Source organism: Rhodopseudomonas parapalustris (assembly GCF_053772255.1).
In genome coordinates this window covers 129,935-142,937 of sequence record NZ_JAMKBZ010000004.1, presented here as the reverse complement: position 1 = coordinate 142,937, position 13,003 = coordinate 129,935, and the positions used below count along the sequence as shown (strand labels likewise).

Below are 13,003 nucleotides of genomic sequence, written 5' to 3'. Positions count from 1 at the left end.
TCAACAGACCAAGGAGATCGAGATGAGCGCATCCCCCGCCGTGACCGAACCCGCCGAGATCATCGTCCGGCTGCAGCGCGCCGGCTCGGCCGAGGAGTTCTTCGAGCTGCTCGGTGTGGCCTACGATCCCAAGCTGCTCAACGTCGCGCGGCTCCACATCCTCCGGCGCATGGGCCAGTATCTCGCCGGCGAAGATCTCGAGCACCTGCCGGGCGACGAAGCCGCGGCGCGCTGCAAGGCGGTGCTGGAACGTGCCTATGCCGACTTCGTCGCGTCCACGCCGCTCGATCAGCGGGTGTTCAAGGTGCTCAAGGATGCGGTGGAGCCGAAGACGCCGAGGCGTCCGGCGTTCGTCCCGCTCGATGCGCTGAAGTAACCACGCGGCCGTTCCAGCCGGCCTTTCAATCGACAGCTCGGCCCGTCGCATGCGCGGCGGGCCGCTTTGTTTGGGGCCGCATTACTGCAGGCCTGCGGCGCTTTCTCACATCCATGTTGTGTTTGTCGCGTGATTTCACGCCGCCGTGAAATGTCTGGTCGGTCACGCCGCTGTCGCCTTCCCGACAAGTGTCGCAGTTGTCGGATTGCAACCTTCGGAAGTGCCGGTAACAATCCCGGCTCGACGCCGCAAGTGATTGGTTTGCCGCGATATTCTCTGTGCCTGCAAAGTTGGTACGAGGCTTGCTCATAGGTCTTCGTCGTCAAGCTTCTGTCAGCAAGCGCGGAGCCACTCCATGCATATCGTCGTCTGTATCAAGCAGGTTCCGGACTCGGCCCAGATCCGTGTGCATCCGGTCACCAATACGATCATGCGCCAGGGCGTGCCGACGATCATCAATCCCTATGATCTGTTCGCGCTCGAAGAGGCGCTGCAGCTCCGCGACAAGATCGGCGGCGAAGTCACCGTGCTGACGATGGGGCCGCCGACCGCGGAAGATTCCCTGCGCAAGGCGCTGACCATCGGCGCCAACCGCGCGGTGCTGCTGACCGACCGCTTCTTTGCCGGCTCCGACACGCTGGCGACCAGCTACGCGCTCGCTGCGGCGATCCGCAAGATCGACTCAACCTTCGGTGCTGTCGACGTGGTGTTCACCGGCAAGCAGACCATCGACGGCGACACCGCCCAGGTCGGCCCCGGCATCTGCAAGCGGCTCGACTTCCTGCAGCTCACCTACGTCTCGAAAGTCTCTTCGCTCGACCTCGAGGCTCGCACCATCGAAGTCGAGCGCCGTTCCGAAGGCGGCGTGCAGGTGCTGCGCAGCAATCTGCCCTGCCTGATCACGATGCTGGAAGGCACCAACCAGGTGCGTCGCGGCTCGATGATCAACGCGCTGAACGCAGCCCGCGCCGAGGTGGTGAAGTGGAGCGCGCAGGATGCCGGCGTCGAGGATATCCAGAAGTGCGGCCTGCGCGGTTCGCCGACGGTGGTGAAACGCGTGTTCGCGCCGACCCCGCGGGCCGAGAAGGCCAAAGTCGTCGAGTCCGCCGGCCAGCCGCCGGCGGAGGCGCTGATCGACGAGATCTTCAAGCTCCGGCCCAAGCTCGAGAACGAGATGTTCGAGCTGGCGCGCGGATTCTAACAACCCGAACAGAGAGCCGCTTCGATGAGCCAGCCCGCCAAGCCTGCCCCGCAGCCCGCCGGTCGTGCCGCCGCCAAGAAGGAGCTGCCCGAGCATTTCAAAGCCTACAAACACGTCTGGGTGTTCATCGAGCAGGAGCGCGGTCACGTCCACCCCGTCTCCTGGGAACTGATGGGCTCCGGCCGCCGGCTTGCCGACAAGCTCGGCGTCGAGCTCGCCGCGGTGGTGATCGGCCCGACCGGCGATGCCACCAAGGCCGCGGTGGCGGAATCGTTCTGCTACGGCGCTGATCTTGCCTACGTCGTCGCCGACGACGTGCTGACGGACTACCGCAACGAGTCCTACACCAAGGCGCTGACCGATCTGGTCAACACCCACAAGCCGGAGATCCTGTTGCTCGGCGCCACGACGCTCGGCCGCGACCTCGCCGGCGCAGTGGCAACCACGCTGCTCACCGGCCTGACCGCGGACTGCACCGAGCTCGAGGTCGACTCCGACAATTCTCTCGCCGCGACCCGTCCGACCTTCGGCGGTTCGCTGCTGTGCACGATCTACACGCTCAACTTCCGGCCGCAGATGGCGACCGTGCGGCCGCGCGTGATGTCGATGCCCGAGCGGGTCGAGAAGCCGGTCGGCCGGGTGATCGAATTCCCGCTCGGCCTGGTCGAAGCCGATATCGTCACCAAGATCCTGGCTTTCGTGCCGGATCGCGACAAGGCGACCTCGAACCTCGCTTATGCCGACATCGTGGTGGCCGGGGGCCTCGGGCTCGCTTCGCCGGAGAACTTCCAGCTGGTGCGCCAGCTCGCCGGCGTGCTCGGCGCCGAATATGGCTGTTCGCGGCCGCTGGTGCAGAAGGGCTGGGTGTCGGCCGACCGCCAGATCGGCCAGACCGGCAAGACCATTCGGCCGAAGCTGTACATCGCCGCCGGCATCTCGGGTGCGATTCAGCACCGCGTCGGCGTCGACGGCTCCGACCTGATCGTCGCGATCAACACCGACAAGAACGCGCCGATCTTCGATTTCGCCCATCTCGCCCTCGTCACCGATGCGATCCGCCTGCTGCCGGCGCTCACTGAAGCGTTCCGCAAGCGGCTGTCGCCGCACACCCGCGACCGGATCGCGAGCTAAAGGAGGCTGCCATGATCGAAGAACGTTTCGACGCCATCGTCGTCGGGGCCGGCATGGCCGGCAATGCCGCAGCGCTGACCATGGCCAAGCGAGGCCTGAAGGTGCTGCAGATCGAGCGCGGCGAATATCCGGGCTCGAAGAACGTGCAGGGCGCGATTCTCTACGCCGACATGCTCGAAAAGCTGGTTCCCGATTTCCGCGAGGATGCGCCGCTGGAGCGGCACCTAGTCGAGCAGCGGTTCTGGATGATGGACGCCAAGTCGCACACCGGCCTGCATCATCGTTCGGACGACTTCAACGAGGAAAAGCCGAACCGCTACACCATCATCCGTGCGCAGTTCGACAAATGGCTGTCGAGCAAGGCGCAGGAAGCCGGCGCGATCGTGCTGTGCGAGACCACCGTCAAGGAACTGGTGCAGGACGCCTACGGCAAGGTGATCGGTGTGATCACGGATCGCGACGGCGGCCAGGTTCACGCCGACGTCGTGGTGCTGGCCGAAGGCGTCAACGGCCTGCTCGGCACCAAGGCCGAGCTGCGCGAACGGCCGACGCCGGACAACGTCGCGCTGGCGGTGAAGGAAATGCACTTCCTGCCGCGCGAGACCATCGAGGCGCGTTTCAACCTCAAGGGTGACGAGGGCGTGGTGATCGAGGCCGCCGGCACGATCTCGGCCGGCATGACCGGGATGGGCTTCATCTACACCAACAAGGAGTCGATCTCGCTCGGTATCGGCTGCCTGGTGGCCGATTTCCAGAAGACCGGCGAGACGCCCTACGGCCTGCTCGAGCGCTTCAAGAAGCATCCTTCGGTCGCGCCGTTGATCGAAGGCTCCGAGGTCAAGGAATACGCCGGCCATCTGATCCCGGAAGGCGGCTACAACGCGATCCCGCAGCTCTACGGCGACGGTTGGGTCGTGGTTGGCGATGCCGCGCAGCTCAACAACGCAATGCATCGCGAAGGCTCGAACCTGGCGATGACCTCGGGCCGGATCGCTGGCGAAGCGATCTTCCAGGTGAAGTCGCGCCGGGATCCGATGACCAAGGAGAACCTCGCGCTCTACAAGAAGATGCTCGATGACTCCTTCGTCATCAAGGACCTCAAGAAATACAAGGATATGCCGGGTCTGTTGCACATCCAGTCGCAGAACTTCTTCCTGACCTATCCGCAGCTCGTCAACAAGGCACTGCAGAACTTCGTGCGGGTCGACGGTACGCCGAAGCTCGAGAAGGAAAAGACCACGATCAAGTCGTTCGTGTCGGCGCGGTCGTGGGGCGGGTTGTTCGGCGATGCGTTCCGCTTCGCGCGGGCGTGGCGCTAATCAGTAGGATTCGAGAAAGCGGAGAACGGACGATGACAACGGAAGCACCGGTTCGCGTCGAAGACAAGCTGTATCAGAACCGCTATTTGGTCGATGTCGGTAACGCCCACATCAAGGTCAAGCCGCACACCAAGCCGTCGCCACAATTGCTCGCGCTGCTGAACATCTGTCCGGCGCATTGCTACGAGCTCAACAGCAACGGTCAGGTAGAGGTGACGCCGGACGGCTGCGTCGAATGCGGCACCTGCCGGGTTCTCGCCGAAGGCGGCGGCGACATCGAGTGGAGCTACCCGCGCGGCGGCTACGGCGTGCTGTTCAAGTTCGGCTGAGCTTCATCTGTCGGAACAGGACAGCGCGCGCGGCCCATCGCAGCCGGTGCCGCGAAGCTGATCACTTCGGACATTGCTGCCTCATGGCAGACTGCGTAATGCCCGGGCCGGTCCCGGGCATTGGCGTGCCAAGAGCAGAGGCGCCAGAAAGACGTGGACGGATCAGACGTGCGCCGATCACATCGGCGGCGGACCTCGCAGCCGCTGGCGGCTTAACCCGTTCTCGTCTCAAGCTGCGGAGTTGAGAATGTGCTGCGAGCCGACCGGGCTGCGGCGGCTGCCGAAACCCCGTCGCGCCAGCCATTGTTGGACGCGAGGTGAGTCCAGCGATGCCTCCTCGGCAAGGCCGCTGGTGAAGCAGCGCCAGCTCGGCAGATGCCGCTCCGGAACGCCGACGATCACTGGAATTCCCTGATCCACGGCGTCGCTGATGACGTCGCTGAGACCGCCGCCGTCGGCTTCCAGTCTGCCGAATTTGTTGACGATCAGCAGCTCCGGCGCGTTGCGGAACGAGGCCGCGATCAACGCCGCAGCTTCCTGGATCGCTTCCGGATCGACGCGGCAGCCTTGGGGCTGCTTGCTGCGGTCTTCGGCGAGCTGCAGGATGAAACGGGACGAAAGTTCCTCGACTTCCATGTCGCAGCGCGGCGTGCTGCCGTCGGTTGCGGCCTGATACGGCACCAGACCCGCCACCATCACGCCGCCGTCGCGTAGACGACGGCCGAGATCCGACATCAGTCGGCAAGCAGCGGCGCTATCGGTGTACACGATCGCGAGAATCGAAGGTCGTCCCGACCTGCCGTGAGAACAATCCATCGCGTCTGCTTTGCCCCAAATGCGACTTTCGCCTTAGGACATGCCAGAACCTGCAGATTGCTTCTTTGCGTCAAATCAATCCGACTTCAGTAGGGCTGGCCGAACGAAAACGGCGGACCGCCGCGCGATCCGCCGAGCCACTTGCGCGGCCGTTCGCCGCGGCGAGGGTGATCGGCTCAGTTGGCGCCGAGCAGCGACTGGGCCGGGCGGTTCGCCGAAGGCAGCAGTAGCGAGCGCAGTTTCGCGAATGCGCGCACGGCCAGCCCGACCAACCGCGGCTGGGTGCGGCGGCAGAACGCGATCTTGCGGATGTGGCCTTCGACGTGCCAGCGCGCGCTGGCGCCGTCCTTGAAGAAGATCACGTCGCCCGGACCATAACGCTTGGCCGGCATGCCGGCGCTTTCGATCACGACCGAGCCTTCCAGAATGCAGATCGTCTCGTCGATGTCGTAGTGCCACTCGAACTTGCCTTCGGTGCACTGCCAGATGATCGTCGAGGCCATGCCGTCGGCGCTGCGCGACAGCGTGCAGTTGGTGGCGACCGGATTGCCCTCGATGATCCACGACGGCTCGATCGGTGCCGGCTTGAGTTCGACATCGGTGCGGGAGGTGAGGATGAGGTCGTTGTGCATCGGGTGTCTCCTGCGGATCGTTTGTTCGATTTTCTGGTGCTGATCTTCGCTGTTCGAAATACTCGATGTCGCCGGACTAAGCGGCGTGCGCGTGCTGGTGACGCAGAACCAGGCGCGCGACGGTCTCCACCGAGGTGAAGTTCTCCGGAGTGATTTCGGACTGCGGCAGCGTCATGTCGAATTCCGCTTCGACCGCCAGCATCAGGTTGACCATCTCCATCGACGTCAGTCCCGCATCGCCGAACGTCGTGTCGCGCTGGATGCCGCCTGCGAGACCATTCTGCGCCAGGATCGACTCCACCAGCGTGAGGATCTTGCTTTCCACCGCGGTTGACGAGGTTGCCTGCATGACGCGATCTCCATGGCTTCGAAGTCTTCGGTGCGCTCGCGGACGTGCGAAGTCCACGAGCGCAACTTGCTATCGTTGCGGCGATGTAATCGCAATGAGCGGTTGGAAACAATGCGCAACCGATCGCAGACAGTTTCGTTCGAATTTTAACACTAACGAGGATTCCGAAAATTGTCGGGATCGGCGCAAAGTCCGATTAACCGTCAATTCGAATACAAATTGATTCACTTTGAATTCGCCTCGACCTGTTCCACACCAATCCCATAGCTTGCGATCAGCAGCGATCGACCTTATCGGCGCAGCCGTGCCGATCGCGATACAGCGCAACGTCCGCAGCAGGGAGCTCTCGACGCCATGGCGATCATCACCGATAACGCGGTTCGTGACTTCACTGCTCATCCGGCAAACGACAAGTTCGGCACGGAAGCGATGCCCTTGATGCAGCGCGTGGCGCAGGTCGCCGCCATTGCCGCCGCTCACGCCGAAGCGGTTGATCGCGAGGTCCGGTTTCCAACGGCCGCGATCGATGCGGCGCGTGCCCATGGTCTGCTCGGCGCGCAGATCCCGATCGAGTTCGGCGGCGAAAGCGCCTCGATCCACGACATCGCCGAGATGTGCTACGCGCTCGGACGAGCATGCGCGTCGACCGCAATGATCGTTGCGATGCACCAGACCAAAGTGGCCTGCCTGGTACGGCACGGCCGGGGCAGCGTCTGGCACGAACAGTTGATGCGCCGGATCGCCAACGAGCAGATGCTACTGGCCTCCTCGACCACCGAAGGCAACAACGGCGGCAACATTCGCTCCAGCGCCGCGGCGATCGAGCGGACCGCGACCGGGATTTCGCTGCTGCGCGACGCCACCGTGATCTCCTACGGTGCCGAGGCCGACGGGGTGATGACTATCGCCCGCCGTGCGGACGACGCGGCCGCGTCCGATCAGGTGCTGGTTGTGTTCACCAAGGACGACTACACGCTGAAGCGGACGCTCGGCTGGGAGACCCTCGGCATGCGCGGTACCTGCAGCACCGGGTTCGAGCTGCGGGCCAGCGGATGCGCCGATCAGGTGTTCGCTGAGCCCTACGATCGCATTCATGCGCAGACCATGACGCCGGTGGCACATTTGAGCTGGTCGTCGGCCTGGGCCGGCATCGCCGCCGCAGCGGTGGAGCGGGCGCAGGCGTTCGTGCGCAAGGCGGCGCGTGGTGCCGGCGGGCAGATGCCGCCGGGCGCGGCGCATTTCACCAGCGCGAAGCGATCGCTGACCAAGCTGCGGGCGATGATCGCGGCGCATCTCGACGCCTACACGGCCCGCGAGTTCGACGAGCGCGCGCTGACCTCGCTGGACTTCCAGTCCTCGATCAACCTACTGAAGGTCGAAGCCTCCGAGCTCGCGGTCGAAACCGTGATGAGCGCGATGCGCGCCTGCGGTTTGTCGGGCTATCGCAACGACGGCGACTTCACGCTCGGCCGGCACTTGCGCGATGTGCTGTCGGCACCCCTGATGATCAACAACGACCGGATCCTCGCCAATATCGGCACGGCCAATCTGATGAGCCCGGTGCCGGCGAGTTTGCGTGACTAGATCGATCGTCAACCGTCAACGAGGAGGCCGTCTATGAACATGGCGATCCGTGATGCCGCATCGACCGCAGGCGTGCAGCCGGTCGATCCGCTCGATCATCTGGCCGAACACCTGTTCCATAAGCTCGGAGCCGACGGCGTCTATGCCCGCACCGCGCTGTATGAAGGTGTGGTCGAAAAGCTGGCGGCGCTGATCTCGCGGCATCGCGAGGACGGCACCGAGGTGATGCGGTTCCCGCCGGTGATGAGCCGCAGCCAGCTCGAAAAGTCCGGCTATCTGAAGAGCTTCCCTAATCTGCTCGGCTGTGTCTGTGGTCTGCACGGCACCGAGCAGGAGATCAATGCGGCGGTCGGCCGGTTCGATGCCGGCGGCGACTGGACCTCGTCGCTGTCCCCCGCGGATCTCGTGCTGTCGCCGGCCGCCTGCTACCCAGTTTATCCCATCGCGGCCAGCCGCGGCCGGCTGCCTGCTGGCGGCGTACGCTTCGACGTCGCCGCCGATTGCTTCCGCCGCGAACCGTCCAAGCATCTCGACCGGCTACAGTCGTTCCGGATGCGCGAGTATGTCTGCATCGGCGCGCCGCAAGACGTCGCGGATTTCCGCGAGCGCTGGATGGTGAAGGCGCAAGCGATCGCGCGTGATCTTGGCCTGAAGTTTCGCGTCGAGACTGCGTCGGATCCGTTCTTCGGCCGCGTCGGCCAGATGAAGGCGATCAGCCAGCAGCAGCAGGCGCTGAAGTTCGAACTTCTGGTGCCGTTACGCTCGGAGGAAGCTCCGACCGCCTGCATGAGCTTCAACTATCACCGCGAACATTTCGGCGTCACCTGGGGTATCCAGGATGCGGACGCCAACCCGGCTCATACGGGCTGCGTCGCCTTCGGCATGGACCGCCTGGCGGTGGCGCTGTTCGCGACCCACGGCATCGACACCAGCGCGTGGCCGGCAAGCGTGCGTCAGGTGCTGTCGCTCGACTGAAGGGCTCTCTATTCCCTTGAGCGCGTGTAGCGCGCGCCCCGGAATGATGAGAGGTTGGCAATTCCGGCGACCTACGCCGTGTTGCCGGCGTCGATGGTCTGCACAGTGCCGGTGATGTTGCGGCCGCCGTCGCCGAGCAGGAACTCGACCATCCGGGCGACGTCGTCGGCTTCGGCCAGGCGCCGAAGTGCGCTGCGGCCGGCGATCTTCTGCCGACCTTCGCCGGCCAAACCGGCGGTGAGCTCAGTATCGATGAATCCCGGGGCGATCGCGTTGACGGTGATGCCGAGCCGGCCGACCTCGCGCGCCAGCGAGCGCGTGAAGCCGATCGCCGCCGCCTTGGTGGCGCCGTACACCGACAGTCCGTTGTAGCCGGTCGAGCCGATGATCGACGACATGTTGATCACGCGCCCGGCGCCGTCGGCCATCATTTGCCGCACGATGTACTTGGTCAGCACGATCGGCGAATTGACGTTTATGCGCAGCAGCGTCTCGATCTGGCTGTTGTGCATGGTGGCAAGCACCCCCTCGGTGCCGATGCCGGCGTTGTTGATCAGGCCGTAGATCTTGCCGAATTCCTGGCGCAGCGACTTGGCGAACGCGGCCAGTCCGTCGATGTCGCCAAGGTCATAGGCCCTGAAGCTGATCGATCCGGGCCCTTGCGAAGCCTCGTCGATTGCCGCGGTCAGTTCCTCGCTCTCGCGCCGCGCGACCGCGATCACGCCGTAGCCGCCCGCTGCGAGGCGGCGCGCGACCGCCAGGCCGATGCCGCGGCTGCCGCCGGTCACCACCACTTTATGCATGACGGGCCAGCTTTCCCGAGGCGGTGACCTCGAGTTGTTGCACGAAACGGATCGCCGCCGGAACCTTGTGCGGTGGCAGCGCCGCGCGGCAGTTGGCGAGGATTGCCTCGCGGATCGCGCCGGTGCGCCCGGCATCGGCGACGCTGGCCAGCACCGCTTCGGCAACCACCAGAGCGCCGGTGATCGGGCTGCGGCGTGCCCGCACCCGCGACATCCGCACCGAGGGATGCTGATTGATCACCGCTTCGACCTCTTCGGGGTGCACCTTCAGGCCACCGACATTGATCACGCCATCGCGCCGGCCAACGAAATAATAGCGATCGCCGCGCAGCTCGACCATGTCGCCGGTGTCGACGAAGCCGTCGGCATCGGTCAGCGCCGGTGCGCTGCGGCCGACATAGGTGTGCGCCGCGCGGGTCGATTTGATCCGCAGCGAGCCGTCGACCACCTTCATGGTGACGCCCGAGGCGTTGCCGATCAGCGATTCTGGAAAGCCTTCACGGCCGTCATTGACCGCAAAGCCGACGCCGGCCTCCGTCGAGGCATAGGCGTGCCCGATCGAGGCGTGCGGGAAGGCGTTACGCAAGCCGTCGAGCACCGCCTGATCGGCGATCTCGCCGGACAGCCGAACATAGTTGGGGTGAAAGCTGCCGATCGCGGGATTCATCAGCGCCTTGCGCCAGTGCGACGGCGTGCCGGAAATATGCGTTACGCCCCGCGCAGCGAGCCGGGCCAGATGATCGCCGATCGGCTCGCCCGGAGCCGACAACACCATGGCTCCACCGCCGAGCACGGCGCGGAGGAAAATCTGTAGGCCGCCGTAGCGGCGAATATCGTAGAACGTCGCCCAGGTCGGCAGCGCATCTTTTGCGACGGTGTCGCCGACGATCGCGCCGGTCAGCGCGGCCAGTGTGTGCGCGACGATCTTCGGCCGGCCGGTGGTGCCGGACGTCAGCATCAGCCACGACGTTGCGTGCGTGGTCGCAGCCGCAGCCGCAGGATGCAGCGGCAGACTTGCGGTGACGATGGTGTCGATGCCGAAGCCACGCCAGTGCTCGGGCGCATCGGTCACGATCGCGTCGATCTCCGCGTCTGCGATCAGATCGGCCGCGTAGTTCATGTCGACGTCGGGCGGGCACAGCAGCATCCGCCGCGCCACGCCGTCGAGTTCGATCATCGCGATGCCTGTGACGAGCTGCGTCGATAGCGACATCAGCACCGAGCGGCCGACGAGTTCGGACGGCTCGACACCGAGGCAGCTTGCATGCGCGATGTCGGCGAACGCAACCTCGCAAGTTGCGTCCGACAGCGTGCGAGAGTCTGGTCCGTTGGTGAGATAGTGGCTTAGCGCGACGATCTCACGCGGGGACATTCTCATAGGCTCCAATGAAGTCGCCTAGCGTCTCCGGGAAGAAGGCGTCGTCGGCTGTGCTGAACGGGTCGAACCCGAGTTCATCCTCGAGGCGGGCCACCAGAACGGCAAAGCCGAGCGAGTCGAAGCCGGACTGATGCAACAGCAGATCGTCAGTGAGGTCGGGGGTCTTGAAGCCCTGTTCCTCAGCGACTTGTTGCATGGCCGAGACGATTGTTAACCGTACAGACATCGATACTTCGCCTTTCTGTTCGTTCCGTGAGACAAAGAGCATATGGCGCAAATTCGAAACAAATCCATGCGCCTCACTTGCAATTCGGGCCGATTGGTAAATGGCTTTGGAAGCCCGCAAGGTGCGTTGCCGCGAGATCGGCGCCGCCGACATTGATGCCGTCTCCGATCTGTTGGCGCGCGGCTTTCCCGGCCGACGTCGCGACTATTGGTTGCGCGGTTTGCATCGTCACGGTGCGCGCGACATTCCCGATGGTTGTCCGCGCTACGGCTACCTGCTGGAGTCGTCCGGACGCATGGTCGGCGTTCTGCTGCTGTTGTATGCGGCCCGCCGGCCAGGGCACGAACAGATCCTGCGTTGCAACGTATCGAGCTGGTACGTCGAGCCCGATTTCCGCAATTACGCGACGCTGCTGACGTCGATGGCGCAGAAGAACAAGCAGGTCACCTACGTCAACATTTCGCCGGCGGTGAACACCTGGCCGATCATCGAAGCGCTCGGCTTCAAGCGCTATTGCAACGGCATGTTCTTCACTGTGCCGCTGTTGTCGCGCGCCGAGAAGGGCGCGCGTGTCGAGGTGGTTACGGAAACGACCAGCTCGGTCGCAGGATTGAGCGAAGACGAGTGCGAATTGTTGCGTAGCCATGCAGCGTATGGATGCCTGGCGCTTGCTGTTCATCTGGCCGATTGCACGATGCCGTTCTTGTTCGTGCCGAAGCGAGTGAAGCACGGCCGCTTCCCGTTTCCGGCGATGCAATTGGTGTATTGCCGCGACGTCGCCGAATTCGTGCGCTGCGTCGGCGCGCTCGGCCGGAAACTGATCTGGCGCGGCCGGCCGCTGGTGATTGTCGATGCGCTCGGGCCGATCGAAGGGTTGTCTGGCTTCTATCTCGATTCGCGTGGCCGCAAATACTACAGGGGGCCGAATCCACCGCGGCTCGCCGATCTCACCGAAACCGAGCTGGTGCTGTTCGGTCCGTGATCCGTCGACGGCAGCGATAGGCACGCCTCTCAACGGTGCGCGAACTCCCAGTACAATTTTCGCGCGCGAGCGAAGAGCGGCCCCGGCTGCAGCGCGCGGTCGTCAATGCGGATAATGGGCTGGACCTTGGCGAAGTTGCCGCTGGCGAAAATCTCGTCGGCGGCGACGAAGTCCTCGTAGCGCAGCGTCGTCTCGACCACCTCGATGCCGGCGCCACGCAGCAGCGCGATCACGCGCTGGCGGGTGACGCCGTTGAGGAAGGTGCCGTTCGGTGACGGCGTGTAGACCACGCCGTCCTTCGCCATGAAGATGTTGGAATTGCCGAGCTCGGCGATGTTGCCCAGCATGTCCCGCATCAGGCAGTTGGCGAAGCCGCGGCTCTGGGCTTCGATCATCGCGCGCGAGTTGTTCGGGTAGAGGCAGCCGGCTTTGGCGTCGACCACCGCGCAGTCGCCGCTCGGCTTGCGGAACGGCGACAGCGTGATCGACAGGCCGGTCGGCTTCGGCATCGGCGCTTCGTAGATGCACAGGCACCAATTGGTGGTGTCGGGATCGAACAGCACGCCGCCGCCTGCGCCGTTCTGCGCCCAGTACATCGGCCGGATGTAGAGTTCTGCCGCGGCGTCGAAGCGCTTCAGCCCGTCCTGCACCAAGTCGTGCCAGGTCGCCTCGTCGACCATCGGCTTGAGCTTGAAATTCGTCGCGGACCAGTTCACGCGCGCGATGTGCCTGTCGAGGTCGGGGGTGACGCCTTCGAACGCGCGAGCGCCGTCGAACACCATCGAGCCGAGCCACGCCGCATGGGTGCGCGGCCCCATGATCGGCACGTTGCCGTCGTGCCAGTCACCTTCGAAGAAAGTCCAGGTTCGAGAATAGCTGATTGGTGCCGGTGCGATCGTCAT

General features: G+C 64.5%; 15 protein-coding genes. 8 read left to right on the top strand and 7 right to left on the bottom strand.

Going from position 1 to position 13,003, the window contains the following annotated elements; translation table 11 throughout:
- The first annotated feature begins 22 nt into the window (after positions 1 to 22).
- The 5 genes from nifW to M9H71_RS05515 all read left to right on the top strand — a co-directional run bounded on the left by nifW (position 23) and on the right by M9H71_RS05515 (position 4,356).
- A complete protein-coding gene (gene nifW, locus M9H71_RS05535; protein ID WP_455404078.1) occupies positions 23 to 376 on the top strand; it encodes a nitrogenase stabilizing/protective protein NifW in 354 nt (117 codons plus the stop codon).
- A gap of 355 nt (positions 377 to 731) precedes the next feature.
- Positions 732 to 1,577, top strand: a complete 846-nt coding sequence (locus M9H71_RS05530; RefSeq protein WP_455404077.1) for an electron transfer flavoprotein subunit beta/FixA family protein — start codon at positions 732 to 734, stop codon at positions 1,575 to 1,577.
- 24 nt (positions 1,578 to 1,601) lie between these two features.
- Positions 1,602 to 2,708 (top strand): electron transfer flavoprotein subunit alpha/FixB family protein, encoded by a 1,107-nt coding sequence (locus M9H71_RS05525; RefSeq protein WP_107346148.1) that lies wholly within the window; start codon positions 1,602 to 1,604, stop codon positions 2,706 to 2,708.
- Between the two features lie 11 nt (positions 2,709 to 2,719).
- Entirely contained in the window at positions 2,720 to 4,027 is a 1,308-nt protein-coding gene (locus M9H71_RS05520) for an FAD-dependent monooxygenase (protein ID WP_455404076.1), read from the top strand.
- Positions 4,028 to 4,059: 32 nt separating this feature from the next.
- Positions 4,060 to 4,356: a ferredoxin family protein gene (locus tag M9H71_RS05515; RefSeq protein ID WP_164603273.1), complete on the top strand. Its 297-nt coding sequence runs from the start codon at positions 4,060 to 4,062 to the stop codon at positions 4,354 to 4,356.
- Positions 4,357 to 4,584: 228 nt separating this feature from the next.
- Here the strand turns inward: M9H71_RS05515 and M9H71_RS05510 are convergent, their stop codons facing one another.
- The 3 genes from M9H71_RS05510 to M9H71_RS05500 all read right to left on the bottom strand — a co-directional run bounded on the left by M9H71_RS05510 (position 4,585) and on the right by M9H71_RS05500 (position 6,153).
- Positions 4,585 to 5,124: a DUF2478 domain-containing protein gene (locus M9H71_RS05510; protein ID WP_455404075.1), complete on the bottom strand. Its 540-nt coding sequence runs from the start codon at positions 5,122 to 5,124 to the stop codon at positions 4,585 to 4,587.
- Positions 5,125 to 5,348: 224 nt separating this feature from the next.
- Positions 5,349 to 5,804: a cupin domain-containing protein gene (locus tag M9H71_RS05505; RefSeq protein WP_455404074.1), complete on the bottom strand. Its 456-nt coding sequence runs from the start codon at positions 5,802 to 5,804 to the stop codon at positions 5,349 to 5,351.
- Positions 5,805 to 5,880: 76 nt separating this feature from the next.
- Positions 5,881 to 6,153, bottom strand: coding sequence for a phosphopantetheine-binding protein (locus M9H71_RS05500; RefSeq protein ID WP_455404073.1), 273 nt, complete (start codon positions 6,151 to 6,153; stop codon positions 5,881 to 5,883).
- 354 nt (positions 6,154 to 6,507) lie between these two features.
- On the opposite strand from M9H71_RS05500, the gene M9H71_RS05495 reads away from it, so the two are divergent.
- Positions 6,508 to 7,737, top strand: a complete 1,230-nt coding sequence (locus tag M9H71_RS05495; RefSeq protein WP_455404072.1) for an acyl-CoA dehydrogenase family protein — start codon at positions 6,508 to 6,510, stop codon at positions 7,735 to 7,737.
- A gap of 33 nt (positions 7,738 to 7,770) precedes the next feature.
- The gene (locus M9H71_RS05490; protein WP_455404071.1) at positions 7,771 to 8,712 is read left to right on the top strand and encodes an amino acid--[acyl-carrier-protein] ligase; all 942 of its coding nucleotides are present in this window, start codon (positions 7,771 to 7,773) and stop codon (positions 8,710 to 8,712) included.
- A 71-nt stretch (positions 8,713 to 8,783) separates the two neighbouring features.
- On the opposite strand, the gene M9H71_RS05485 is transcribed toward M9H71_RS05490, so the two are convergent.
- The 3 genes from M9H71_RS05485 to M9H71_RS05475 are packed head-to-tail and all read right to left on the bottom strand — an operon-like array spanning position 8,784 to position 11,119.
- Positions 8,784 to 9,515, bottom strand: a complete 732-nt coding sequence (locus M9H71_RS05485; RefSeq protein WP_455404070.1) for an SDR family NAD(P)-dependent oxidoreductase — start codon at positions 9,513 to 9,515, stop codon at positions 8,784 to 8,786.
- Positions 9,508 to 10,887, bottom strand: a complete 1,380-nt coding sequence (locus M9H71_RS05480; protein ID WP_455404069.1) for a class I adenylate-forming enzyme family protein — start codon at positions 10,885 to 10,887, stop codon at positions 9,508 to 9,510. The genes M9H71_RS05485 and M9H71_RS05480 overlap by 8 nt, the downstream gene beginning before the upstream one ends.
- The gene (locus M9H71_RS05475) at positions 10,874 to 11,119 is read right to left on the bottom strand and encodes an acyl carrier protein (protein ID WP_455404068.1); all 246 of its coding nucleotides are present in this window, start codon (positions 11,117 to 11,119) and stop codon (positions 10,874 to 10,876) included. The genes M9H71_RS05480 and M9H71_RS05475 overlap by 14 nt, the downstream gene beginning before the upstream one ends.
- Positions 11,120 to 11,219: 100 nt before the next feature.
- On the opposite strand from M9H71_RS05475, the gene M9H71_RS05470 reads away from it, so the two are divergent.
- Positions 11,220 to 12,101, top strand: coding sequence for an acyl-CoA acyltransferase (locus M9H71_RS05470; RefSeq protein WP_455404067.1), 882 nt, complete (start codon positions 11,220 to 11,222; stop codon positions 12,099 to 12,101).
- A gap of 29 nt (positions 12,102 to 12,130) precedes the next feature.
- Here M9H71_RS05470 and M9H71_RS05465 read toward each other — a convergent pair whose 3' ends face one another.
- Positions 12,131 to 13,003, bottom strand: coding sequence for a branched-chain amino acid aminotransferase (locus tag M9H71_RS05465; protein WP_455404066.1), 873 nt, complete (start codon positions 13,001 to 13,003; stop codon positions 12,131 to 12,133).